The organism is Phyllobacterium sp. OV277 (genome assembly GCF_900104355.1).
Taxonomy (GTDB): domain Bacteria; phylum Pseudomonadota; class Alphaproteobacteria; order Rhizobiales; family Rhizobiaceae; genus Phyllobacterium.
In genome coordinates, this window is record NZ_FNIY01000001.1 from 833,777 (window position 1) to 857,007 (window position 23,231).

At 55.6% G+C, this 23,231-nt stretch carries 24 protein-coding genes and 1 tRNA gene; 8 read left to right on the forward strand and 17 right to left on the reverse strand.

All coding sequences use genetic code 11. The features are described from left to right. Window positions 1-3 precede the first annotated feature (3 nt). The 3 genes from BLU05_RS04100 (at window position 4) to BLU05_RS04110 (ending at window position 3,265) form a co-directional block, all read left to right on the forward strand. On the forward strand, window positions 4-1,305 hold the full coding sequence (locus BLU05_RS04100) for a c-type cytochrome (RefSeq protein WP_091877914.1): 1,302 nt from the start codon (window positions 4-6) through the stop codon (window positions 1,303-1,305). A gap of 77 nt (window positions 1,306-1,382) precedes the next feature. Then, window positions 1,383-2,006, forward strand: coding sequence for a TetR/AcrR family transcriptional regulator (locus tag BLU05_RS04105; RefSeq protein WP_210184588.1), 624 nt, complete (start codon window positions 1,383-1,385; stop codon window positions 2,004-2,006). Window positions 2,007-2,044: 38 nt separating this feature from the next. Continuing rightward, on the forward strand, window positions 2,045-3,265 hold the full coding sequence (locus tag BLU05_RS04110; protein ID WP_091877915.1) for an MFS transporter: 1,221 nt from the start codon (window positions 2,045-2,047) through the stop codon (window positions 3,263-3,265). Here BLU05_RS04110 and BLU05_RS04115 read toward each other — a convergent pair. After that, on the reverse strand, window positions 3,220-3,612 hold the full coding sequence (locus tag BLU05_RS04115) for a DUF4406 domain-containing protein (RefSeq protein WP_091877916.1): 393 nt from the start codon (window positions 3,610-3,612) through the stop codon (window positions 3,220-3,222). The genes BLU05_RS04110 and BLU05_RS04115 overlap by 46 nt on opposite strands. A gap of 27 nt (window positions 3,613-3,639) precedes the next feature. Then, window positions 3,640-4,224 (reverse strand): NUDIX domain-containing protein, encoded by a 585-nt coding sequence (locus BLU05_RS04120; protein ID WP_091877917.1) that lies wholly within the window; start codon window positions 4,222-4,224, stop codon window positions 3,640-3,642. 88 nt (window positions 4,225-4,312) lie between these two features. Between BLU05_RS04120 and BLU05_RS04125 the strand changes: the two genes are divergently transcribed. Further along, entirely contained in the window at window positions 4,313-5,068 is a 756-nt protein-coding gene (locus tag BLU05_RS04125; protein ID WP_091877918.1) for a DeoR/GlpR family DNA-binding transcription regulator, read from the forward strand. Between the two features lie 30 nt (window positions 5,069-5,098). Here BLU05_RS04125 and BLU05_RS04130 read toward each other — a convergent pair whose 3' ends face one another. Next, on the reverse strand, window positions 5,099-5,662 hold the full coding sequence (locus BLU05_RS04130; protein WP_091877919.1) for a TetR/AcrR family transcriptional regulator: 564 nt from the start codon (window positions 5,660-5,662) through the stop codon (window positions 5,099-5,101). Window positions 5,663-5,753: 91 nt separating this feature from the next. Here BLU05_RS04130 and BLU05_RS04135 point away from each other — a divergent pair, with 91 nt between their 5' ends. Then, on the forward strand, window positions 5,754-5,960 hold the full coding sequence (locus BLU05_RS04135; protein WP_091877920.1) for a hypothetical protein: 207 nt from the start codon (window positions 5,754-5,756) through the stop codon (window positions 5,958-5,960). A 402-nt stretch (window positions 5,961-6,362) separates the two neighbouring features. Further along, window positions 6,363-7,445 (forward strand): porin, encoded by a 1,083-nt coding sequence (locus BLU05_RS04140; RefSeq protein ID WP_091877921.1) that lies wholly within the window; start codon window positions 6,363-6,365, stop codon window positions 7,443-7,445. A 311-nt stretch (window positions 7,446-7,756) separates the two neighbouring features. Here the strand turns inward: BLU05_RS04140 and BLU05_RS04145 are convergent, their stop codons facing one another. The 5 genes from BLU05_RS04145 to BLU05_RS04170 form a co-directional block, all read right to left on the reverse strand. Further along, complete coding sequence (locus BLU05_RS04145; protein WP_139210394.1) at window positions 7,757-8,080, reverse strand: hypothetical protein; 324 nt, start codon at window positions 8,078-8,080, stop codon at window positions 7,757-7,759. A 563-nt stretch (window positions 8,081-8,643) separates the two neighbouring features. Beyond that, on the reverse strand, window positions 8,644-9,438 hold the full coding sequence (locus tag BLU05_RS04155) for a DUF899 domain-containing protein (protein ID WP_175540512.1): 795 nt from the start codon (window positions 9,436-9,438) through the stop codon (window positions 8,644-8,646). Window positions 9,439-9,664: 226 nt separating this feature from the next. Further along, window positions 9,665-10,384 carry a DUF1796 family putative cysteine peptidase gene (locus tag BLU05_RS04160; RefSeq protein ID WP_091877924.1) on the reverse strand — a complete coding sequence of 240 codons (720 nt, stop codon included), beginning with the start codon at window positions 10,382-10,384 and terminating at the stop codon, window positions 9,665-9,667. Between the two features lie 272 nt (window positions 10,385-10,656). Further along, window positions 10,657-10,733: transfer RNA gene (locus BLU05_RS04165), tRNA-Ile, on the reverse strand. Window positions 10,734-10,928: 195 nt separating this feature from the next. After that, window positions 10,929-11,888, reverse strand: a complete 960-nt coding sequence (locus tag BLU05_RS04170; protein ID WP_227988260.1) for a sugar-binding transcriptional regulator — start codon at window positions 11,886-11,888, stop codon at window positions 10,929-10,931. A gap of 223 nt (window positions 11,889-12,111) precedes the next feature. On the opposite strand from BLU05_RS04170, the gene BLU05_RS04175 reads away from it, so the two are divergent. Next, window positions 12,112-12,873, forward strand: a complete 762-nt coding sequence (locus BLU05_RS04175; protein WP_091877926.1) for a hypothetical protein — start codon at window positions 12,112-12,114, stop codon at window positions 12,871-12,873. On the opposite strand, the gene ptsP is transcribed toward BLU05_RS04175, so the two are convergent. From ptsP to BLU05_RS04200, 5 genes are all read right to left on the reverse strand, one after another. Continuing rightward, the gene (gene ptsP, locus BLU05_RS04180) at window positions 12,870-14,837 is read right to left on the reverse strand and encodes a phosphoenolpyruvate--protein phosphotransferase (protein ID WP_091877927.1); all 1,968 of its coding nucleotides are present in this window, start codon (window positions 14,835-14,837) and stop codon (window positions 12,870-12,872) included. The two genes, BLU05_RS04175 and ptsP, sit on opposite strands and share 4 nt — an antisense overlap. A gap of 43 nt (window positions 14,838-14,880) precedes the next feature. Next, window positions 14,881-15,258, reverse strand: a complete 378-nt coding sequence (locus BLU05_RS04185) for a PTS glucitol/sorbitol transporter subunit IIA (RefSeq protein WP_091877928.1) — start codon at window positions 15,256-15,258, stop codon at window positions 14,881-14,883. A 28-nt stretch (window positions 15,259-15,286) separates the two neighbouring features. After that, window positions 15,287-16,300 (reverse strand): PTS glucitol/sorbitol transporter subunit IIB, encoded by a 1,014-nt coding sequence (locus BLU05_RS04190; protein ID WP_091877929.1) that lies wholly within the window; start codon window positions 16,298-16,300, stop codon window positions 15,287-15,289. A 22-nt stretch (window positions 16,301-16,322) separates the two neighbouring features. Beyond that, window positions 16,323-17,084 carry a PTS glucitol/sorbitol transporter subunit IIC gene (locus BLU05_RS04195; protein WP_091877930.1) on the reverse strand — a complete coding sequence of 254 codons (762 nt, stop codon included), beginning with the start codon at window positions 17,082-17,084 and terminating at the stop codon, window positions 16,323-16,325. Between the two features lie 65 nt (window positions 17,085-17,149). Then, complete coding sequence (locus tag BLU05_RS04200; RefSeq protein ID WP_091878499.1) at window positions 17,150-17,584, reverse strand: transcriptional regulator GutM; 435 nt, start codon at window positions 17,582-17,584, stop codon at window positions 17,150-17,152. Between the two features lie 170 nt (window positions 17,585-17,754). Here BLU05_RS04200 and BLU05_RS04205 point away from each other — a divergent pair, with 170 nt between their 5' ends. Beyond that, a complete protein-coding gene (locus BLU05_RS04205; RefSeq protein ID WP_091877931.1) occupies window positions 17,755-18,405 on the forward strand; it encodes a hypothetical protein in 651 nt (216 codons plus the stop codon). Here the strand turns inward: BLU05_RS04205 and BLU05_RS04210 are convergent. Genes BLU05_RS04210 through BLU05_RS04225 form a run of 4 tightly spaced genes read right to left on the reverse strand, consistent with a single transcriptional unit; the run spans window position 18,386 to window position 23,098 of the window. Next, window positions 18,386-19,693, reverse strand: a complete 1,308-nt coding sequence (locus BLU05_RS04210) for an acetoin dehydrogenase dihydrolipoyllysine-residue acetyltransferase subunit (protein WP_091877932.1) — start codon at window positions 19,691-19,693, stop codon at window positions 18,386-18,388. The genes BLU05_RS04205 and BLU05_RS04210 overlap by 20 nt on opposite strands. Before the next feature lie 3 nt (window positions 19,694-19,696). Next, complete coding sequence (locus tag BLU05_RS04215; RefSeq protein ID WP_091877933.1) at window positions 19,697-20,695, reverse strand: alpha-ketoacid dehydrogenase subunit beta; 999 nt, start codon at window positions 20,693-20,695, stop codon at window positions 19,697-19,699. A gap of 11 nt (window positions 20,696-20,706) precedes the next feature. Next, window positions 20,707-21,732 (reverse strand): thiamine pyrophosphate-dependent dehydrogenase E1 component subunit alpha, encoded by a 1,026-nt coding sequence (locus BLU05_RS04220; protein WP_091878501.1) that lies wholly within the window; start codon window positions 21,730-21,732, stop codon window positions 20,707-20,709. A gap of 49 nt (window positions 21,733-21,781) precedes the next feature. Then, window positions 21,782-23,098, reverse strand: coding sequence for an NAD(P)H-dependent oxidoreductase (locus BLU05_RS04225; protein ID WP_091878503.1), 1,317 nt, complete (start codon window positions 23,096-23,098; stop codon window positions 21,782-21,784). Between the last annotated feature and the right edge of the window lie 133 nt (window positions 23,099-23,231).

Here is a 23,231-nt window from a genome sequence, read left to right on the forward strand (position 1 = left end):
ATCATGAAGAGACTGGGCCTCCTTTTTCTCGCCGCAGTGGTTGTTATCGGTGCGGGCGTCGCAATCTTCCTGTTCAAACCGGCATCCCTGCCGGATGTATCGGAAGCTGCCGCTAAATTGCCGACCGGTCAGGCACTGATTGATCGCGGTGAATATCTGACCCGCGCGGCGGACTGCGTTGCCTGCCACACCACGGCGGGCGGCAAGCCCTATGCGGGCGGTCTTGCCTTCAAGCTGCCATTCGGCATCATTTATTCGCCCAATATTACAGCCGACAAGGAAACCGGCATCGGCAACTGGACCGATGCGGAATTCGTGCGCGCGCTGCATCAGGGCATCGACAAAGCCGGACAGAATCTCTACCCGGCCTTTTCCTATGCGGCTTATGCCCAGATGACGACGGAAGACGCACTGGCCATCAAAGCCTATCTGTTCAGCCTGCCGCCTATCAGCGCCGAAGCACCAAAGAACGAATTGGGTTTCCCCTTCAACCAGCGCTACGTCATGCGCTTCTGGAACCTGCTGTTCGTTCCGGGCCCATTGCAACCCGATCCGAAACAGAGCGAGGAATGGAACCGGGGCGCTTATCTGGTCGAGGCCATGGCCCATTGCGGCGAATGCCACACCCCGCGCAATCTGATGTTTGCAGTCAACAATGGCAAGAAATTCGCCGGAGCCGAACTACAAGGCTGGAAGGCTTACAATATCAGCTCCGACAAGCAGACCGGCATCGGCAGCTGGACCGATCAGCAACTGTTTGACTACCTCTCCAAGGGCCATGCCGAAGGTCGCGGATCGGCCACCGGCAGCATGGGTGAAGCTGTGGATTTCAGCCTGCGTCATCTGACGCCCGAGGATGTCAAGGCCATTGTCACCTATGTGAAATCGGTACCGCCACAAACCTCGGCTGATAAGGCCATCGTCGAAGCTGAACCGGCCACACTGACCGCATCCACCGCCTATGCCCCTGCTGCGAATGCGGCAACGCAGGACAGCCTTGGTCTCAAGATTTTCCAGGGTGCCTGTGCCAGCTGTCATGGCTGGAATGGCGAGGGCCTGCAAACGCCCTATGCTTCGCTCAAAGGCAGTCGCACCGTCAACGACCCCGATGGGACCAATCTTATACAGGTCATTCTGAAGGGTGCGCATATGACAACGCAGCAGGGCAGACAGTCCATGCCGGGTTTTGCCAATGCCTATTCGGATGTCGAGATTGCTGCGCTGAGCAATTATGTGCTGGGTCATTTCGGTGGCAAGCAATCCGCTATCACGCCTGATAATGTCGCCAACGCCCGCAAGCAATGAGGCGATGCACCGGCTGATAATATTGGCCACAGAATAAAATGCTTGATTTAGGAAACGATCTCTCCCTATATAGGGAAATGTCTGAAACCACCTCATCAAGCACCCTTGCTGCACGCAGCCGTGGCCGTCCGCGTGCGTTCGATATGAACGAAGCGCTCGACAAGGCTTTGCTTGTGTTTAGCGACCGGGGCTATCACGCCACCTCAATCGGCAATCTGACCGAGGCGATGCAATTGGCGTCGGGTAGCGTCTACAAGGCGTTCAAGGACAAGCGCGGTGTATTTCTGGCGGTGTTTGACCACTATCGCGCTATCCGGAGCGGCAAATTGCGCACCGCGGTCGAAACGGAAAAACCCGGTTATGACCGCATCCGTGACGCCCTGACTTTTTTTGCCGATGCCTCGCATGGCATGCAGGGAAAACGGGGGTGCCTTGTCGTCAACTGCGCCACGGAACTGGCAACTTTCGATCCGGAAGTGGCGGAAAAGGTTGCAACGGCAATGGCTACCAATGAGGCCGTGCTTCTGGAACTGATCGAACAGGGCCGGAAAGACGGCTCGGTGCCTGCCCATATTGATGGCAAGGTTACTGCACGAATGATGCTTTGCCTTGTGCAGGGCATGCGCGTGGTCGGGAAAACCGGCCGAACGCGCGAAGAAATGGTGGCTACCGTCGACGTGGCCATGAAGACCCTGATCTGATCTGCCTTTTGACTTCATTTCCTCCCAAGGAGCTACCCATGTCCTCCCCCCATTCAGACAATCCGTCTGATCAACAGGCCATTTCCCCGTGGTTGACCCTTCTGCTTGCAACAGCCTGCGGATTGATTGCCGCCAATCTGTATTACGGCCAGCCTCTGGCCGGTCCTATCAGCGCTGAACTTGGCATGTCACCGGCAGCAGCGGGTCTCATCGTCACGCTGACGCAGATTGGTTACGGCCTTGGCCTGCTGCTGATCGTGCCGCTTGGCGATCTCTTCGAAAACCGCCGCCTTATCCTCGCAGTCATTCTCGTGGGCGCTGTTTCCTTGCTCGCGGCGGGTCTTGTCACCCATCCTCTGCCGTTTCTTACGGCGGCGCTTTTTATCGGCCTCGGTTCGGTTGCGGTGCAGATTCTTGTGCCTTATGCCGCCCACATGGCGCCGGAAGCCGCGCGCGGCAAGGTTGTCGGCAATGTCGTCAGCGGGTTGATGCTTGGCATCATGCTGGCACGCCCGGTATCCAGCTTCATAGCGCAGTTTTTCTCATGGCACGTGGTGTTCTATCTCTCATCCGCCGCGATGATCGCACTGATGATCGTTCTGGCATTAGCCCTGCCCAAGCGGGTTCCCGCATCAAAACCCACCTATGGCCATTTGCTGGCATCGATGGGTCACCTCGCCGTGACAACGCCCATTCTGCAACGCCGTGCGCTTTATCAGGCCTGCATGTTCGGTGCGTTCAGTGTTTTCTGGACGACAACACCCCTGCTGCTGGCCGGTCCCGAATTCGGTCTGTCGCAAGGCGGCATCGCCCTCTTCGCATTGGCAGGCGTGGCTGGCGCTATCGCAGCGCCGATAGCCGGACGCTGGGCCGATCGCGGCCTGACACGCCCGGCAACGGCCTTTGCCATGCTGCTCGTCGCGGTGTCATTTCTGATGACGCATCTGGGCTCTCACGGCTCGACATTGGCTTTGGGTCTGCTGACAGCTGCGGCCATCCTGCTTGACTTTGGCGTCACCACCAGCCTCGTGCTCGGACAGCGTGCAATCTTCTCACTGGGACCCGAATATCGCAGCCGTCTGAATGGCCTTTACATGGCAACCTTCTTCACGGGAGGCGCAATTGGTTCAGCCGTCGGCGGCTGGGCCTTTGCCCATGGCGGCTGGTGGCTAACATCCTGGATCGGCTTTACCCTTCCGGTTCTGGCGCTTCTCTATTTTGCCACGGAAAGACGCCCGGAGCTTGTCCCGGCCACATAACCCGGCACATCCTCCAAATTGTAATAGACTGGAATCCCACGTTCATTGGCAACGCGGACATCATTATCAGCCCCCTTCGACTCGCCGGGAAGGCGCAGGATCGCATCGCAAAGCGCGATCAGCCGCCCTGCTGCCGGGTGGAATATCTGGTCATAGAGCTCATCGCCAACGTGCTTGCCACCAGCCGCATTCCACACGGGCAGAGCCACCCACTCGCCGATCATGGGCAAATGCCCGGCCTGAAACAGCGGCCATGACGCTTCTTCGAGACGCTTCAGGTTGGCAGCCATCTTGTCGGCATCATCATTGGTTCCGGACCGGTATGGACCGGCGATCAGAATAAGCATCAGCTTTCTCCGTATGTTTGGGGTGGTTCAAGCAAAAATGTGCAGGGCTGCATATTGGAGCAGCATGATTGTCTTGGCGTCCTGAATGGCCCCAGTGCCGATCATCGCAAATGCTTCAGCAAAAGGCAGTTCCAGCACCTCGATGTCTTCGCCTTCGGACGCAAGGCCGCCACCATCCGCAATACGATCCGAGGCGGTATAGGCACCCACGAAGAAATAGAGTTTCTCCGTCACTGATCCCGGGCTCATAAAAGCCTCGAAGACCTTCTGCACTTGGTGGACACGGTATCCGGTCTCCTCCTCCACCTCCTCGCGAATACGCTCTTCCGGCGAGATATTGTCGAGCAGCCCCGCAGGCGCCTCGATCAGGAGTTCCGTATAGCCGCTAGCAAAAGCCGGATAGCGGAATTGCCGCGTCAGGATGACAGTGCGCCGCGAAAGGTCATAGAGCAGGATTGTTGCACCGTTGCCGCGATCATAGGTCTCGCGGTTTTGCGTCTGCCATGTGCCGTCGCCACGCTGATAGTCAAATGTCGTCTTCTTCAACACATACCAGTCATCGGAAAGAGTTTTGACAGTCTGGATGCGGACACGTTCAGCAAGCTTCGTCATTGATACCACCATGTTGCGGGATTGGCTTGATAAAACGTGCAATTTCGTGCAGAGTCAAGAAATAACATGCAAAAATAGTGAGAGAGATATGCTGACACAGCAGCGCAAGGCACACATTCTCGCGACTTTGCGGGAAACGGGCGAGATCGTCGCCAAGACGCTCAGCCGGGACCTCAACCTTTCGGAAGATACAATCCGGCGGGATTTGCGCGAACTGGCAGCAGAAGGATTATTGCAACGGGTCCATGGCGGCGCCCTGCCCGCCTCGCCTGCCCTGGCCGACTTCTCCGGGCGCCAGACGATTGCCACCGATGGCAAGAAAGCCATTGGCCGTGCCGCGGCGGCCATGGTCCAGCCGGGACAGGTAATTTTCGTCGATGGAGGCACAACGGCCGTCCAGTTGGCCCGCCACCTGCCGCTCGATCTCAAAGCGACCATCATCACCCACAGCCCGAGCATTGCTGTTGAATTGATCAACCATCCTGATATTACGGTCGAGATGATCGGCGGACGTTTGTTCAAACACTCGGTCGTGGCCGTGGGTGCGTCGACAATCGAAGCCATCGCGTATTATCGCGCCGACATATATTTCATGGGGGTAACGGGCATCCATCCGGAAATCGGCCTGACAACAGGCGATTGCGAGGAAGCAACCGTGAAACGAACCCTGTGCCGCTATGCAGCCGAAACGGTTGTGCTCGCTTCATCCGAGAAACTTGGAGCCGCCTCGCCCTATGTGGTCGTGCCAATGAATTATGTGCAATGCCTGATCGTTGAACGAGATACGCCTGTCGACGCCACTGCCGCCTATGATGACTTGGGGATTGCCGTCGTGACGGCCTAGAGCATGGGGCCGTAAATAAGGTGCAATGCTCTAAACCTCATTTGCAGCAATAACGCTCATCACCTGATCAAAGGGTTCGCGCGAGCGCAGCATCCGCGCCAATATCCACGCCCCTTCCAGTGAAACGAGAATTTTCATGGCGGGCGCCCGGCCATTCCTCTCGGGATGGAACCTCGTTATCTGGTCCGCAAGGCAGTTGATCCAGCTCTCCATGACATCCTTGATGGCAAGGGACAGACGTTCGGACTTGGGTGTGGTATCAAGCAAGACGCTGGTAATGGGACACCCCAGCGTCCATCCGGACGCCTCAAAGGAATCATACAGCCGGGCGATCATCAACTCCGCACCAGCGCGAAAACTGGGCGCATCGCGAAAACTCTTGTTCAGCACGTAAATAAGATAGCCGCCAGCGCTGCGCACCGCGTGCTCAGCCAGCTCTTCCTTGCCGCCGGGAAAATGAAAATAGAAGGAGCCCTTGGGCGCCTTTGCCTGCTCGATAATCTCTGACAACCCAACACCATGATAGCCATGCGCCTGAAACAGGATCACTGCGGTGTCGATAAAGCGGGTCTTTGCATCGGATGGACGTGGCATAATCAGTATTATGCATGTTGTATGGCGATCGGTCTAGTGCTACGTTGTATGGCGATTGCCATAGAACAAACGGCTATCAAGGAGATTGGCGATGTCCGACCAACGCGAACTCAACTTGTCCGATTGCGCTGCAAATTTTGCACCGCCAACGGAAACCCGATTGTTTCAGCGCCTGTTTGATCTTGCTGGCTTTTCCGCCCTGCGCAGTCTTGGTGGCCGCAGCACGACCAAAGCGCAAGCCTGGGATGGTCTGGAGCCATTCGATATGCTGCGCGGCTGGCGCTGCGGCGAGGAATGAGTTGCGAGAAGCAACCAGAATTGTCCAGTTATCTCGATTATAAGTGGCCCATCGGTAACACCGTTTGACCGCATTGGAACATTTGCAGAATAACCTCCACATCGACTGTATAGTTTGGCGCCGTCGCACCGTTTAGTTGCATTTTGCAACCCAATACATGATGATTCGCACTTCATAGACCAATGCAGATCGGCAGATTTTTAACGCATTTCAAAATAGAACCAGTTATTTCCATATATTTTACAATGGTTTAATATTGAAACCAGCCGATTGTGTGGCTTATTTGTGACATTGCGGCAACATTGCGACTTCAACTATCACTCAACTGTGAGTTGGTTGTTGCTGTCCCTCATCGAACTGCTTTAAGCAATAAAGGTCAATGAAGACCATTGGGGGACCAATATGAACATCAAGAGCATTCTCTTCGGCTCTGCTGCAGCCCTGATTGCAGTAACAGGCGCACGCGCTGCTGACGCAGTTGTTGTCGCTGAACCGGAAGCCGTTGAATACGTTCGCGTTTGCGACGCATACGGCGCCGGATTTTTCTATATTCCAGGAACTGAAACCTGCCTGAAGATCAGCGGTTATCTGCGTTATGACGCTGTTGGCGGCGACGACGTCTACAGCGGCGGCCATGTTAATCAGGGCAGCGATCCGAATGGCGATGGCACCTGGTGGAAGCGCTCACGTGCGACTGTCCGTTTCGACGCTCGCTCGGAAACAGAACTCGGCACGCTGCGTTCATACATTGAAACACGTTTCCAGTACACGAACGGCGTCAATGCAACCGAACTTCCACAGGCTTACATCGAACTCGGCGGCTTCCGCATCGGTGTATCTGATGAAATCTACGGTTCGTGGACCGGTTATGCTGGCGGCGTGATCAACGACGACGTGATCAACTACCAGTCTGCCACAACCAACCAGGTTAGCTACACCTTCACAGGCGGCAACGGTTTCTCGGCGATCATCGCTGCTGAACAGGGCGCATCCATCACCTATCCGACAGGCGGTACAATCGATCATCGCATCGATGACTACATGCCACACGTTCTGGCCGGTGCGAAGTTCGAACAGGCTTGGGGTTCAATCTCCGGCGTTGTCGGCTACGACTCCCGCGTGGAAGAATGGGCTGGCAAGCTGCGTTTGGACGTAAAGTTCAGCGATACAGTGTCTGCCTTCGTCATGGGTGGTTACCAGTCTGACTGGGATGATTCCACCTCTGCCAATGGCAACTGGTTCGGCACCTGGTACGGCGATTACGCTATCTGGGGCGGTTTGACTGCGAAGGTTTCCGAGAAGGCAACAGTCAACGGTCAGGTTGCTTACGAAGAAGACGGCACATGGGCTGCTGCTCTGAACGTACAGTACGAGCTGGTTCCTGGCTTGGTCATCACACCAGAAATCGACTACACCAAGTTTGATGGTCAGCGCGGCAATGATGATGCATTCGGTGGCATGATCCGCTTCCAGCGCAATTTCTAATCGACTGAGATTTGGAGAGATCCCGGGGGCACGCCCCCGGGTTTATAAGGCCTCGGCCCAAAAAGCATCATATCAATGAGTGTCTGGCCATGTAGAAGGACTGCATTTCCAGATTGCGATGATGAGATCTCCAGTCACGTCATTTTCTTTAAACGGTGGGCTTTTGGCCCACCGTTTTTTGATTTTGAGCGGTCACTTGTTGCGGCTGAAACAACACGCACATCGTGTCGGCAGCCCCCTTGGACGATGTCTTGACTATCGGAACAGATTGCAGCGGCTGGCCATCGCGATTGGCTGGCCCATCATGGTTGTTATTTTGTGCCGAACTCATCGGCCTTTGCTTCGACAAGAGCGTCAATTGCCCTCTGGACATCCCCCAGGCTCCAGCCAGCGGCCATTCCTTCCTGATAGATCCGGTACATGTCCTTTGAATCAACGAAATCCAAAAATCGCGCTCGCATTGCCTCCCGGCGTTCAGCATCCCGCTCTTGGTTGTCATCCGCATTCCCTGGAGAGAAAATACTCATAACTGTTCCTCCCAAAACATCCGCATCAAAGTGCGGATGAGGTGCAGCTTCCACAAGCACCTTGCTGGTCTGATCAAAAAAACCTGTTGTCCCCAGATACGAGGACAATCTATTTCAACGGCAACAGACTTTGTTCCATTCTTCAGATTAAAGGCGGGCGTCCGGCGCTAGAAGCGATAGTAGTACCGGTGAGCGCGATGGTGCCTCCAATGCCCGTGCCGATAGTGATGATTGCTCCAATGGTAGCGGCGATGATGGTGACGCCCCCAACCATGGCGATAATGGTAGCGATGACTCCAGTGCCGGCGATGATGGTGCTTATACCTGACCTGTTCCACATTCGAAGCGATCGGGGCACTCTGTACGGAAATTGGTGAGGCAACAGAAGGCGTAACCGATGTCAGGCTGACGACAACCGTGATCAAACCAGCAACGACCAGAGCAAGAACATTTTTCATGACAGCTCCCTCCACGTTAGTTTTCTGAAGCTTACGCCTATATCGATGAGGATACAAATGAATGCCCAGATCACGCTGGCGTCATTCATTTGTATCCTCATCAGTTGGAATAGACTTTATCTGCAGTCGACTGGGCTCTGTTGGAGGCATTCATTGCCTCCAACACTTGCCGAATATTGACCGATGCTTTCCACTCAAGGGTTAAAGCCCGGTTCAAGACTTCCCGGCGTCATCCTGATTCCGGAATGCTGCCTCTCCGAGGTCTGACACCTCGACCCACTTCTTGTCAGGCACCGCATCGGCGACATAACTGTCATGCCAGTTCCACCATTTGTAAGTTGGGGTCTGAGGATAACCCTCCGGAGAATTTTCCCAGACCTCCTGACGGCCGAGCGGCGTGATATCAAGATAGTTCCAGGTGTTACCCATCTGCTCGTCGCCGCGATTGTTGACGAAATAGGTACGGAACACGCGCTCGCCATCGCGATAAAACACGTTTGTGCCATGCCACTCGCCCACATCGAAGTCGGCATCAAAATTGTCCGTGATCGTGAACCAGGGCATCGTCCAGCCCATCCGCGACTTCAGTCGCGCTATTTCAGCCTGCGATGCGCGTGAGATAAAAACAAGAGTCGTGTCACGGGCATTCAGATGGGCCACATGCGCGACCTGATCGGCCACCATCGAGCAACCTCGACATGCATGGTCCGGCCAACCAAATACGCCCGGCTCGAAGAAGGCACGGTAGACGATGAGCTGGCGCCGTCCGTCAAACAGATCGAGCAGGCTGGTCTTGCCCGCAGGCCCATCGAACACATACTCCCTTTCCACTGCCGTCCAAGGCATGCGCCGGCGTTCGGCGGCAAGGGCGTCGCGAGCGCGGGAATGTGCCTTTTCCTTCACGAGCAGTTCCTCGCGGGCGGCCTCCCACGCCTGCGGCGATACGACCGGCGGTGTATTCATGGCAGACTGACTGCCTTTCTGTCCGTTGTCAGTTGAATTGGTCATGGCTTTGCAACCTCCTATCTTGCAAACTCCCGCGCCTCGTGGCCGAGGCGCAATTCAATCACTGCTCTCAATCTTGGTGGTGAGATATTTCTACCACAGCGAAAGGGACGTAAGGAGTAACAACTCTGACGGGATTCAGGTTCCATCGGCTCCTGGTCCGATCACCAAGGATCGTCCAGAGCGATTTTGACGCCATATTAGAGAACACTGGACCCGGAAAATTCTTCTAAAAATAGTTGGGAGACACATAATAGCCGGGTTCACGGGCGTGCAGTTTCCCACGCATGTACTGCAAAATACGAACCCTTTCGAATATTGCCGCCCAAACGTCTGTGTTTCCCATCCATGTGACGGCATCAGTCTGAACATACGGCATGCGCATTACCATAATGCTGGAGCTGATCTTGTTCAGATCGAGATTATGCGGGGCAATGGGCTCCTGCCATAGATATAAAAGACTTACGGTATTGGCGAGATACTTCTCTTGCAGCAATTGGACAAGATGGTTCAGATCCGCTTCATTGCGTGGATTAAAGTCGCGATTATGCGGAAAAGCGGTCGCTGGTGTCACGGCACCGCCAAAGCGTACGAATAGCACGGAGCCGCCTGCCTCGAGGGTCGTCGCCATCTTATTATGCTTGTAGAGCAGTTTGGATCGGCAATTCAGCAACTGCTCATCCGTAATGACAGGCTTACCCAAAGAATCCTTCTTGAATTCATGGGCATAGAGAACCCCATAATGGTCACACTTTATGCAATCCGAAATCGGATCGTAAGTGGCGGCAGTACCAAAACGGGCCCCTTGCGTTTCAAGTATAGATATCAGCCCATCCCAAGGTGTAACGAGCCAATCGAAACAACTTTTGGTATGTGGAAAATTATGTTTTTCAATTTGATATGCCGTTTGGCACCATGCCCCAAGACTAATAAAGTGGTCAAACATCATCCCCCCGGATATCTATATGCCCAACAGCAAGTATATATCAGAGGTATTGGGTTGTGTATTGTCTTTAAATGGAAACATCAAAGTTAATCCATTTTATATTTCTGCTGGGGTACATGATCATTTCGGATGCCCACACGGCACACAGAACTGTATTGACGAGAAGTGGAACAGGATCGTGTCGCCGCCGATGATATGGATCGGGCAATCGTCTCTTGGGGCGGTCAAAACAGACTGACTAACCTGCGTCATAACGCATTCATTTTGAAGGGAAATGGTGGGCCCGGAGGGACTCGAACCCCCAACCAAGCGGTTATGAGCCGCCGGCTCTAACCAATTGAGCTACAGGCCCCACCTGAAAGCAGCAAACCGGATGGTCCCTGCCCGTCTTCCCCGCGATCAATAGCGGGAAAAATCACGAATGCAATGCCCGATTTGATCTGATCGCCTCATAGGACGATTTCGGGACAAAAATCCACAACTCCTGTGAATTTTCATGGGGTTGGACGATGATTACCAGCGAGCAGCGCCGTGGCTCGAATGAGGCCTATTCTTTCTCTGCCAGAGCAAGCAATTGCCGCGCGCTTTCCTCGTCGGTGATGAAAACCGTCGGACGGATCAGCTTCATCGCCCCAAGCAGGGCATTGATCTTTTCCTTACCGCCTGACGTCAGCACACGCACCGGCACCTTCTGCAAGGTTTCGATACCCACCGACATGACGAGATCATGGATCGGGTGATCCACAAGACGCCCCTGCTTGTCATAGAAATGGAACAGGATATCGCCAACGGCACCACGCTCGGCGAGCGATGACTGATGCTCTTCGTTAAGGAAGCCGATGCGGTAGGGTGTGCTTGATGCCGTTTCAATGGCGCCAACGCTGAGCAGGACGAGATCAAGATCCTCAGCCATCTCGAACACGCTTTTCAGGCCGCAGCGTTCAATCAGCGCGGTTCTGGTTTCGACACTGTCCACCAGCGCCGGTGCGGGAATGAGATAGCCGTTACCTTGGAACAACTGCGCAAACTGCCAGGCAAATTCGGCAGGATTAAACCGGCGCGGCTGACTGATACCGCCAAGCAGCGAAATGACAGTAAAGTCCTCGAGCGCACGCGCTTCCAGATAGGAGAGTGTGCTGAGCAAGGTGCGTCCCCAACCCACGCCCACACGCATACCGTTGCAGACTACCCCGGAAAGGTAGTCGCCAGTTGCAGCACTGATAGCAGGAATCGGATCATTGTCTGCCTGCGACAAGGGAGCGATGATGACCTTCTCAAGACCAAACTGCTGTTCAACCTGCCGCTCCAGCGCGATCAGGTCAGACAGATAGCCTTGAATACCAATCTTGACCTCGTTGCGGGCACGGGCTTCAGCGAGCATGCGCACGATAGTCACACGGCCAACGCCCAGCACTTCAGCAATCTCGTTCTGCGTCATCTGCTCGATGTAATACATCCACGCAGCGCGCATCCGCATGCGGCTGATCTTCGTATCAGGCTGCCCGATGTCAACCGGGGCCTTCTTTGGACTGTTCGTCGCGCTATTCACTCGCTTGCGTCGATCGGTCAATTCTCACCCCCTCAATTGCTCGTATCTGTTTCTTGCCAGTGCCAGAATTGTGTGCTGACAAAAGAACGTTGCACACAGTACACTCCGGCAGAATATTGTTTAGCAAGTCACCAAAAGCAGATACAAAGCATTATCCACTTTGCAAGTCGAGGTCTGCCACATGATCAGGGATATTTCAAACGAGATTGTCGTCGGCCTCAAGGACCGTTTGCGCGATGTGAGGCATATGATCCGTGCCAGCCGCAGCGACAAGATCAAAAACACCGCCCCTGAAGGACCGGAAATTTTGCTCGGCCATGCGGCGCGCGTCGTCGACAAGGCACTTACGGTTGCCGAGACAATCTCGATTTCTCTTGTTTCTCAAGACCCTAAGGCTCATTCGACCACAATCGAGGCGCGCAGTCTGGGTGCCTATTTTTCAAGCGATACGGCAAAAGGCGAGGCTCTGTTCCGCCGCGACGTTTATTACTTGGCGAAACGTATTTTTACCGTGCTTGGCGCTGAAAACACCGTTGTTCATGAGGCAACCTTTGCTTCTGCCCATGCAATCATGATTCGCCGCCATGCTGACCAGCTCAAGGCAGCGATCCGAACGGGCGGCCTGAACGACGTTGCAAAGGCCTGTGCAACACTGGCATTCGAGCTTCAGTCCTGCCATCAGGCCCAGCCATTGCCGCCGCATGTACCGGGCGAAAGCGCGCCGGATACTGCAACACAATATCTCTGTTTTTCGGCAATCGCCCTTGCCATCGGCCTTGCCAGCTATAGCGACGATGAAGAACCTGGCGATGAAAAACTGGTAGAGAGCGCCCTGCTGGCATTGAAGGCCCGTCAGACGACGCTGACGGAAGCCGTACAGGGGAAAGACCGGGCCAATAGCCTGTCCGGCCTCTTTGCATTCCTCATTCCGCTGCTGCCCTAAGCTGTTTTAAACGTATCCAAAACACATTTCTTCGCGCGCTGGATGGATGACGGGCTCATGCTGAGTTCCGTCAGCCCCATGGCAATGAAACCGGGTATCAGATCGGGCCGTCCCGCCGCTTCGCCGCACATGCCAACCATGATCCCCGCTTCAACCCCGGCCTTGGCAGTCAGCTCGATTGCAGCCATCACTGCGGGGTGCGTTACGTCATTCAGCTTGGCCACAACAGGGTTAAGCCGGTCAGCAGCCATGATATATTGCGTCAGATCATTGGTGCCGATGGAAAAGAAGGCGACTTCCCGTGCAAGAGCGGGTGCAACCAGCACCGCAGCGGGTGTCTCGATCATCACGCCCAGATCGAAATGCGCGAAAGCCCTGCCTTCGGCGGCAAGTTCTTTGGCGCATTCATCGATCAATGCCCGCGTTGCCTGAACTTCGCCAACGCCCGAGATCATTGGCAGCATCACCTTGACATTGCCATGCACGGCGGCGCGCAAAAGTGCCCGCAATTGCGGCTTGAAGACATCAGGGCGGTCAAGACACATGCGGATGCCGCGCCAGCCAAGAAACGGGTTTTCCTCATCGGGAAACTCGACCCCAGCAATCGGCTTATCGCCGCCAATATCCAGTGTCCGGACAATCACTGGGTAGGGTGCGAAGGCCTTGGCAAGGCTTGAATAGGTTTCGGCCTGCAAATCTTCCGAAGGCAAATGCAGATGGCGCATGAACAGAAGCTCGGTGCGGAACAAACCGATACCCATGGCACCGACGTCCTTGGCCGCATCGATCTCCTCAAGCGAACCAATATTGGCAGCAATTTCGATCACCGTGCCATCGGCACGCTTCGGCGTTACATCCTTATAGGCTGTCAGCGCCCGCTTTTCCGCATCCGCCTTGGCAATTTCTGCCTGAAAATGGCTTGCGACTGCCGCATCGGGATTGGCAAAGACTTCGCCGCTATCACCATCAAGCGCGACTGTTTTGGCGCCCCTGAGATCAAGAATGGATCGGCCAAGGCCAAGCACGGCAGGAATGCCATGGGCGCGCGCAATGATGGCCACATGCGATGTCGCGCCGCCATGGCCGCAGATCACTCCGGCGATACGTTTCAGCGGCGCACGCGCCAGATCCCATGCGCCGATATCATCGGCAACGAGGATCGAACCTGCCGCAACCGCATCAAGGTTGGCATCTTCCTGTCCAAGCAGCGCAAGGCATATCTGCCGCCCCACCGCGTTCACATCATCCCCGCGCGCGTTGAGATAGGGATCATCCATGGTGGCAAAATCGGAAGCTATCTTGGACGCTGCCCCAATCACCGCCGAAACTGCGTCAACGCCGCCTTCCACAATCGCAATGGCTCCGCCAGTCAGTTCATCATCATTGGCAATGTCCTTCAGCGCCGCGACAATGCCGCGATCACTATCCGCCAGACTGGTTTCCGCCAGTGAAGCATCCATGCGTTTCTGTACGGTCGCGATAGCCTGTTTGAGGCGCAGAACCTCATCGGCGATCTCATTGGCTGCAAGCGAGCGGTTTTCCTGTTTGATCTCCGCCGGGAAGAAGCCGTAGACGGGGCCAATCGCCACGCCTTCGCTCGCGGCAACGCCGCGCAGCTTGCCATCAGCAGGAAGATTACTCGCTGATTTGCTGGAGGTTTTGCCGGAATCGGTCTTGCGGCTCTGCGCTATGCCCTCTTCTTCCGTCCCCGCAAGTGGATTTTCCAGATAACCAATCAATGCTTCAACAGCCTCGATAGCATCGGCTCCCGTTGCACGAACGGTAATTTCCTCATTCTCCTTGACGCCAAGCAGCATCAGCTTGACCGAACTCTTCGCGCTGACTGACCTGTCATCCTTGACCAGCTCGATATCCGATTCAAAACTCTTGGCGAGTTTGACAAACCGGGTGGCTGGCCGCGCATGCAATCCATCATGCACCCGCACAATCGTCGAGCGTTCCATGCTTTACTCTCTTTGGTATTTCGTTCTGCTGCGGTCCGAATAATTATCCGATGGTTATTGTCGCGCCCACTTTGAGGGTGGAAACCAGCTTGCCGGTATCGACTTCCGATGCACAGATTTCGCCGGGGCGCTCAACATGATCGGACCCGTTGAATGTGATGACAACATGACCGATGTCCCGGACTTTTTGCCACGCATAATCACCAATACCTGTAATCTTCGCGGTAAGATCACCTATGCGGATCACGGAACCGACAGGCGGCGTTGTCTCCGATGGCTGATCCTCGATCAGATGCAGGATGGAAACTTCGGCAAGTTCCGGCGGCGCACCATCGGCAAACAGGATGACGACGCCTCCCTCTGCGAGGTCCGCCACCTCGGGACCCACGGCTGTTACCCGTGTTTTCAAAAGAACTGACATATGGCGAACCTCTTCTTGTTAATCGAGTTTAGAATACGATCAAGCTGACAACCCAGGCAATCAGCACTGATACGGGACCCATGATCTGGCGGCTGATCAGAACCGCCGGAACACCGATTTCGATTGTCTTCGGCTTGGCTTCACCCAGAGCCAGACCAACTGGCACGAAGTCGCAGCCAACCTGCGTATTATAGGCGAACAGCGCTGGCAGAGCCATTGCCGGGGAAATTGTGCCATTGGCGATCTGCGGACCGATGATCGCCACGCCGATCACCTGCGCAATAACCGCACCTGGTCCCAGAATGGGCGACAGGAACGGCAGGCCGCAAATGGCCGAAATGATCAGCAAACCGACAATATTGTTGGCAAGCGGCCCCATTGGCTGCGCCAGCACATCGCCAATCCCCGTATAGAGGATGAAGCCGATAAGCATGGTCACGAACGCCATGAAGGGCAGAACGTTACGCACAACCTGATCGATGGTCCGGCGACCGGCATTGAAGAAAATACCGACAACCCGGCCCATGACCCGGCCAACAGAACTGATCAATCCAATCAGTCCGCCTTCGCCTGCGTCAGATGCCGCAGCGGTGCGGCTGGACATGGCTGCTGCCATCTCTGCCGGGGTCGGAGTTGATATGCCTGCAACCGTGGCATCTGCCGATCCATCGGCGAGTTCGATATTGGCTTCTTTCACGCCCGAAACATAAATGTCCTCGGTGATGAACTGCGCCAGCGGGCCCGATTGTCCAACCGGTGTGAGATTGACAGTGGGAATGCGCTTGCGCGGATAGACACCGCAGCGCGCCGTGCCGCCGCAATCGACGACGACAACGCCCATCTCACCTTCAACAGGCGGTGCCTTGAAGCCATCGACGGCCTCACCGCCGGTCAGTTCAGCAATGCGGCGTGCAACAGGATGAATACCGCCACCCGTAACAGAAACGACCTTGTTGCGCTGCGGCGTCAACTGGATCGTCAGCGGGCCGCCCCAACCATTGGAGCCCCTGGAAATTTTGACTGGTTTATAGGTCTTTGACATTCTTTTTCTCCCCACTTCTGATTTAAAGCTCGATGCCCTGACGCCGCGCCATGATGGCGGTAATGCGCTCGGTCAACATGCCTTTGAGGAGGATAACGACCAGACCAACAATCGCGTACCAGATGGCCACGTTGATATGATAGCCAGCGGGAACAGCACCCTTTTTCTCCAGTTCGAGCAGCGCAACGAGAATGCCGCCCCAGACGAAATATTCGCCCGGATTGATATGCGGGAACAGGCCAAGCGGCGGATGCACATAGGAAACCGCAGCATCGTAAAATGCCGGCTTGTGCTTTTCTTCGAGGAACGAACCGAACGTGTAAGCCATCGGGTTGGTGAGGAAGAACACCGACAGAAGCGGCAGCACCGTATAACGCGTCAGGGCAATGCGACCCGCACCGCGGGCAATGCCGTGCACGCGTTCTTCGCCGACGAGTTCAGTCAGCGCATAGAAGGCGGTCATCAACACGACGAGCGTTGGAATAATGCCAGTAACGAAACCGGCAAAGACTTCGCCGCCCTTCTGGAAAATACCGATAAAATATTTGCCCGCGCTGGTGAGCCAGCCAAGCTGCTCTTCCTGCTGGACGTGCTGCAGCTTGTTCTTGAATTCTTCGACGGTAATATCGCCGCTGCTCGACTGAGCCAGCACCACGAGATCATTGCCCGCGTGTTGAACAGCCTGTTTGCCGTGCAGCGCAGCATCCGAGACCATCGACCCCGCCACCGACAGGTGCTGCATGGTAACGTCGGCATGCTGCGCCAACATTGTTAGAATTGACATGTTCCCTCCTCCTTATCAGCCGTTTGCTCGGGTACGGCCACCCCTAGAGCTTATGCCCCTAGAGCCTATGCATTGACTGTCTTGATTCCCGAAAGGCCCGGCTGCTTTGGTTCGGTTCTCGCACGGTCGATCTGTTCGATCGCGCGCTCCGCCGCTTTGGCCAAAGCCGGGTCTTCCACGCCTGAAATGAGCGGATCGGCGCGCAATGCATTCAGCGTGATTCCCTCAAACTCGGGACGACGCGTGAACTTGGCAAAAACCGAGCGACCGCGCATCACCAGAAAGCGTTGCACAATCAGATCCGGCGTTACCACCACGAGGGCTATAACACCTTTGCCAAAACGCCCGCGCACATTGCCTGCACCGACATATCCATCATTATATTTCGACGTAATGCCCTTCATCACATCGCTATAGTGGCGCATCTGATACCAGACACCCAGTGACTGCAAAGCCCAAAGGATTCCAAGGGCAAGCAATCCCCATTGCCACATCGCCATGTCTTCAACCTCCCATTGTCCAGCCATATACATATGCTATGCCGGGACGGAAAAATATAGAACATTTGTTTTTTGTAATGTCAATATGTATGATTTCTTGTATCATTGAAAACTTGGCTTCCGCTGCTTTGAAGCGTAAGACATACACAAGAGACGTCTGAGAGAGACACATGGATTTTCTGTTTCGCGATGAACTGGTCAGTACACCCGATCTGCGCCACCGCCTGCGGCGGCTACGCTGGTTCCGCATGGCCTTTCGCAAGAATGTCGCGCTGATTGCCGAGCATTATGGCTACCGCTTTGCCATTGACGAAACGAAACTGACAGCAGCATTCCTCAACTGGATCGAGACCGTCGAGCAGCAGAAATCCTTTTCGCGTGTAGACCGGAAGGACTTCATTATTTTCGCCGCCGGTCTTGTGCTGAAAGAACTGATCGCCGAAGCGCCAGCCAAGGTTCAGGGCCATACACCGCAAGCCAACAATGACGCGGCTAAAATGGCCGATATTATCGCATTCTGGCCGGAAGGTTTTCTCTACACCAACTTCTGTGTCGGCACGATTGCCGCCATCTACGAGCAGGAATTTGGCGTCGCGCCGCAAATCGCCAGTTGTGCAAATGACCTGCGGACCTGGTGGTCCTACAAGGAAAATGTCAACGAAATGCCCGGCTATGCCATCGCCTATCTCGACAAGTTCCTTGGCGCAGAGCCAAACTGGGTCATGCCCAATCTGGCATCCGCCCGGAGTGCCATCCAGCGCGCCCTGATCGCTTCAAAAGGTGGCAGCCGTCTGACTGCACCTACCTCACCGAACGACTGACCTCCCGCAATATCCGCACCACCTTTTCCCGCTGCTCCAGCTGCGGCATATGCCCTGTTCCGGCGAAAACATGAACCGCGATCTCACCCGGCAGACCTGCCGAATGGGCTGCCGGAATGATCCTGTCTGCCGCACCGAAAATGATGCGGACCGGAATTGCCAATTGACCAAGATTTCTGCGGATATCGAAAATCTGCGTCCCATCGGCAAAGAAACGATCAGCCACCAGCTTCTGCGCCTCGCGCAAACCTTCATCCTGCGATTGAGCAAGCGTTGCCTTGACAAAGGATTTGGTCAGAAGGCTCTCATCCTGCACCAGCAGTTTCATCCATGCGAGAAGGCTGGACTCTGCCCTCGCCCGCACAAACCCTTGCAGGAAAGCACCATTGATCTCAGGCCCAAGACCCGCAGGTGCAATCAAGGTCAAAGCACGAATATCAAGATTGCCACGAGCAGCGACCTTCGCTGTAATCGCTGCACCGAAGGAATGGGCCGCGACAACAACCGGCCCTGTATGAAGGGCCGCAATCGTCTGCTCCACCAGCGCAGCGATGGAATCAATATCCGCAGGAATATCCCGCATTGACTCGCCATGCCCAGGCAAATCAATGGCAAGGATCGCGCTATCGAGTGTCGTTCCCGCCAGCATCGGCCGCCAGCTATTGAGATCAGAACCGAAGCCATGGATCAGCACCAGCGGCGCCAGACCAGTATCATTGCCCTGCCGCAACCAGACCGCATGCAGCGGCGCTTTATCCGCCTTTGCAGCAATAGGTTTGGCAATAGCTGGTTGCATGTGTGCAACGCTCGCTTCAACGTCTTTCCGCTGAATCCGCCCCTTGGGACCCGAACCCGACACTGATGCCAGATCAATGCCACTTTCTCTGGCGATCCGCCGCGCCAATGGTGTCGCGCGGACATCATATCCTTGCGTCACCGATGGGCTTTCAGCCACAACCGGAGATGGTGATGACGCGACCGCCTCCACCACTTCGCTGACTGGCGTAGTTTCAATCGCTTCTGGCATAACGATAGCAGCGTATTCCTCGCCTTCGGCATAAATCCAGGCGACCGACTGGCCCACCGGCACAACAGTGCCTTCCTGTGCCGTCACGCCGCGCAGGATACCGGAGGCAGGAGCATCCACTTCCATGGCCGCCTTGTCAGTTTCGATTTCGAACAGCAGCTGCCCTTTGGATACACTGTCGCCGTCCTTGGCATACCAGCGCGATATCTGGCCGGTCTCCATATCCATGTCGACCTTGGGCAGGATAACTTCGGTGGGCATGACCTAGCGTACCCCCTTCACGAGATCGCGGGCGCTCTTCAATATTCCCGGCACTTGCGGCACGGTGGCCTTCTCCAGCTCCGGATTATAGGGGATCGGCGTTTCCGCGCCGCCAAGCCGCACAATCGGCGCATCAAGATAATCAAAGGCTTCGCTTTCGGCGATCATGGCGCTGACTTCCGCACCGATACCGAGCGTCTTTACACCCTCGTAGACGCACATCAGCTTGGACGTCTTCTTGACGCTGGCAATGATCGTGTCCTTGTCCATCGGCCTGATGCTTCGAAGATCAACTACCTCGACGTTGATCCCTTCCTTTTCCAGCTCTTTCGCCGCTTCCAGCGCCTTGTGCACCATGATGGCGGAAGCAACGATGGTAAGATCAGTACCTTCGCGCACCACCGCAGCCTTGCCGATTGGAACAGTGTAATAGCCCTCAGGCACCGGCCCTTTCATCTTGTAGAGCAGCTTATGCTCAAAGATCATCACCGGATCAGGGTCTTCGATAGCTGCGAGCAGCATGCCTTTCGCATCATAGGGCGTGGATGGCTGGATAACTTTCAGACCGGGCACATGGCCAAGCCATGCTTCAAGGCTTTGGCTGTGCTGGGCTGCCGCCCCCGTGCCGGACCCCGATGGAAAGCGCATGACCAGCGGCACCGACACGGCACCACCCAGCATATAGCGGATTTTGGCCGCCTGATTGACAATCTGCTCCATGGCAAGCGCAGCAAAATCGGAAAACTGAAATTCAAAAATCGGCCGCATACCGGTCAAGGCCGCACCTACGGCAACACCCGCACCGCCAAGCTCGGAGATCGGCGTGTCCATCACACGGTCTTCACCAAAGCGATGCACGAGATCACCCGTGACCTGAAAGGCACCACCATAGACGCCGATATCCTCACCCATGAGGAACACCCGCTCATCTGCTTCCATGGCCAGCGCCATGGCTTCCTGAATTGCCTGCGAATAGCTCAGCTCGCGAATTGTCTCATTCATCGGGTATGCTTTCAGTCCGTGTACACGTCGCGCGTGAGATTGTTCAGATCAGGCGATGGGCTGTTCCGGGCAAATTCAATCGCCTCGGCGATTTCCGTCTCCACACCTGCGCGGATTTCCTCGATATCCCCTTCGGTGACAAAGCCGAATTCCTTCAACTGGCTTTCGAACAGATCGATGGGATCACGATTGGCGACCCAGTCCTCGATCTCTTCCTTGGTGCGATAGCGGTTGCGGTCACTCTTGGAATGGCCGCGATGCCGATAGGTCTTGCACTCGATCAGCGTCGGGCCCTCGCCGCGCCGTGCCCGTTCGACTGCGGCGTTGGAAGCCTCAGCCACATCGGACAGATTATTGCCGTCCACAATCACACCCGGCATGTTGTACCCGGCAGCACGATCCGCCACGTTGGCAACTGCCGTCGACCGCTGCGTAGATGTGGACATGCCATAGCCATTGTTTTCGCAGACGAAGACAACAGGCAGTTTCCAGATGGCAGCAATATTCAACGCCTCGTGGAAAGCGCCCTCATTATTGGCACCATCACCGAAATAGGAAATGACCACCTTGCCGTTCTTCTGCTTCTTGGCGGACAGCGCAGCGCCCACCGCAATCGGAATACCGCCACCGACAATGCCATTGGCTCCAAGATTGCCCTTGGACACATCGGCAATATGCATCGAGCCGCCGCGACCCTTGCAATAGCCGGTTTCCTTGCCAAAAAACTCGGCAAACATCTTTGACACTTCCGCACCCTTGGCGATGCAGTGCCCATGCCCACGATGGGTGGAGGTGATCATATCGTCTTCATTAAGCGGTAGGGAAATGCCGACAGCGCTTGCTTCCTGCCCAATGGAAAGGTGCATCGTGCCGTGGATAAGCCCGCGCGTGTAGGATTCCTCCGCACCTTCCTCGAAGCGGCGGATAAGATACATCTTGCGCAGGGCTTCCTTCAGCTGCTCCGGAGGATAATGCCGGAACGCGAAAGGAAGATTACTGCCATCATCCTTGAATTTAGCGTTGGTGGCGGGAGCCATGCTTGGCACTCCTTCGCTGATTGCCCTGAATTCTGATTGGTTGATCTCGTCAGCCATAAACAAGCTTGTCCTGCCGCTGTCTGAGTTCAACGATCTTGGAGCCCGCGATAGGCGCGGCATTGGCGCTGGTGATGAGTTCGCCTTTGGCAATGGGAGCTGTCACCGTGCCACCCTGCAGAAGGCCACAGGGGATCGCCTTGGCATCGCGTGCTTCCTGCGCCGTCATGATCCAGGCGCGGTAGCAATATTCGCCAATGGCATCGAGCGTCTCGCCAACCTTGAGGTCCTTTTTGGCAACCGCACAGACTTCTGCCACGGGCTTCGACAGGGGCACCATATCCGCCTTGCCATAGAGAACGACACGGGCGCAGGTCAGTGGCACTTCCAGCGAGGTCAGATGGTAGGGCCGGTGGAACGTGAAGTAAGGACCTTTGCCCATCTTCAGATCTTCCATCCGCTCCGATATGCGCGGATGCGACATGTCGGCGACGACGAACACGCCGGGGGCCACGCCCTTGCCGATGGAATAATCGACAACGCCAACGCGCGACAGCAGCCCGCCATCCTTTTGTGGGATGAGCGTCTTGTTGAGCTGGTCGAGCGTTGCCGCCGGGCCATGCATGCCTGCCTTATCAGGCACCAGTCCGGTGGCATTGGCAATGGCTGCCATTTCCACCATGGTTTTCGAACCATCGACGAATTCCACCAGCATGCGCACATTCATGTGGCGGCGCGCTGCCTCTTCCTCATAATCATCGGGGATGGCATCGATGTTGAGCGGGTTGTTCTTGCCCTTACCGGCAGCGACAATCGGATGCCCCATGGCCGAGACGAACTCGATCAGCTCCATGCAGGAGGATGGCTCGTCGCCAGCGCCGAGCGAATAGGTCACGCCAAGCCGGTCAGCCTCGCTTTTAAGGTATGCGCCGATGGTCACATCAGCCTCGACATTCATCATGACGAGATGCTTGCCATGTTCCATGGCGCGAAGTCCGATTTCGGCACCGACAGCCGGAACGCCTGTTGCATCGATCACCACATCGATCAGATCATTCTCAAGGATGAGATCCGCATTATCGGTGACGGCAATCTTGCCGCTTTCCATGGCTGATGTCAGCGCCGAAGCCGTATTCACTTCGCGGGCATGGCCCGGTTCCTGATAGGCGATATCGACGGCCTTCAGCGCATTGGGCAGGTTCAACTCGGAAATCGCACCGATTTCGACGCCGGGCATGTGGGCGACGCGGGTGACGATATCCGTACCCATCTCGCCTGATCCGATCAGACCAATGCGGATGGGACGCCCCGCATCCGCACGCGCCTGCATGTCCCGCGCCAATCCCGTCAATGCTACATTGCTCGCCATACAAATATGCTCCTCGCCGGCCTCCGGTGCGACGCCGGGAACCACTGTCTTTCCATCAATCGAATATTGAACATTTGTATTTTAGTCAACACCTATGTGCATTATAAGAGTTGTAACCATGATCACATAACAA

What these genes read in the sequence shown, in the direction of transcription:
- BLU05_RS04175 (WP_091877926.1), top strand. Translation starts at nt 12,112, where the DNA reads ATGATCAGGGATATTTCAAACGAGATTGTCGTCGGCCTCAAGGACCGT.
- BLU05_RS04210 (WP_091877932.1), bottom strand. Translation starts at nt 19,693, where the DNA reads ATGCCCACCGAAGTTATCCTGCCCAAGGTCGACATGGATATGGAGACC.
- BLU05_RS04160 (WP_091877924.1), bottom strand. Translation starts at nt 10,384, where the DNA reads ATGATGTTTGACCACTTTATTAGTCTTGGGGCATGGTGCCAAACGGCA.
- BLU05_RS04205 (WP_091877931.1), top strand. Translation starts at nt 17,755, where the DNA reads ATGGATTTTCTGTTTCGCGATGAACTGGTCAGTACACCCGATCTGCGC.
- BLU05_RS04100 (WP_091877914.1), top strand. Translation starts at nt 4, where the DNA reads ATGAAGAGACTGGGCCTCCTTTTTCTCGCCGCAGTGGTTGTTATCGGT.
- BLU05_RS04225 (WP_091878503.1), bottom strand. Translation starts at nt 23,098, where the DNA reads ATGGCGAGCAATGTAGCATTGACGGGATTGGCGCGGGACATGCAGGCG.
- BLU05_RS04110 (WP_091877915.1), top strand. Translation starts at nt 2,045, where the DNA reads ATGTCCTCCCCCCATTCAGACAATCCGTCTGATCAACAGGCCATTTCC.
- ptsP (WP_091877927.1), bottom strand. Translation starts at nt 14,837, where the DNA reads ATGGAACGCTCGACGATTGTGCGGGTGCATGATGGATTGCATGCGCGG.
- BLU05_RS04130 (WP_091877919.1), bottom strand. Translation starts at nt 5,662, where the DNA reads ATGCCACGTCCATCCGATGCAAAGACCCGCTTTATCGACACCGCAGTG.
- BLU05_RS04115 (WP_091877916.1), bottom strand. Translation starts at nt 3,612, where the DNA reads ATGCTTATTCTGATCGCCGGTCCATACCGGTCCGGAACCAATGATGAT.
- BLU05_RS04195 (WP_091877930.1), bottom strand. Translation starts at nt 17,084, where the DNA reads ATGTCAATTCTAACAATGTTGGCGCAGCATGCCGACGTTACCATGCAG.
- BLU05_RS04125 (WP_091877918.1), top strand. Translation starts at nt 4,313, where the DNA reads ATGCTGACACAGCAGCGCAAGGCACACATTCTCGCGACTTTGCGGGAA.
- BLU05_RS04185 (WP_091877928.1), bottom strand. Translation starts at nt 15,258, where the DNA reads ATGTCAGTTCTTTTGAAAACACGGGTAACAGCCGTGGGTCCCGAGGTG.
- BLU05_RS04120 (WP_091877917.1), bottom strand. Translation starts at nt 4,224, where the DNA reads ATGACGAAGCTTGCTGAACGTGTCCGCATCCAGACTGTCAAAACTCTT.
- BLU05_RS04105 (WP_210184588.1), top strand. Translation starts at nt 1,383, where the DNA reads ATGTCTGAAACCACCTCATCAAGCACCCTTGCTGCACGCAGCCGTGGC.
- BLU05_RS04140 (WP_091877921.1), top strand. Translation starts at nt 6,363, where the DNA reads ATGAACATCAAGAGCATTCTCTTCGGCTCTGCTGCAGCCCTGATTGCA.
- BLU05_RS04190 (WP_091877929.1), bottom strand. Translation starts at nt 16,300, where the DNA reads ATGTCAAAGACCTATAAACCAGTCAAAATTTCCAGGGGCTCCAATGGT.
- BLU05_RS04220 (WP_091878501.1), bottom strand. Translation starts at nt 21,732, where the DNA reads ATGGCTCCCGCCACCAACGCTAAATTCAAGGATGATGGCAGTAATCTT.
- BLU05_RS04200 (WP_091878499.1), bottom strand. Translation starts at nt 17,584, where the DNA reads ATGGCGATGTGGCAATGGGGATTGCTTGCCCTTGGAATCCTTTGGGCT.
- BLU05_RS04155 (WP_175540512.1), bottom strand. Translation starts at nt 9,438, where the DNA reads ATGACCAATTCAACTGACAACGGACAGAAAGGCAGTCAGTCTGCCATG.
- BLU05_RS04135 (WP_091877920.1), top strand. Translation starts at nt 5,754, where the DNA reads ATGTCCGACCAACGCGAACTCAACTTGTCCGATTGCGCTGCAAATTTT.
- BLU05_RS04215 (WP_091877933.1), bottom strand. Translation starts at nt 20,695, where the DNA reads ATGAATGAGACAATTCGCGAGCTGAGCTATTCGCAGGCAATTCAGGAA.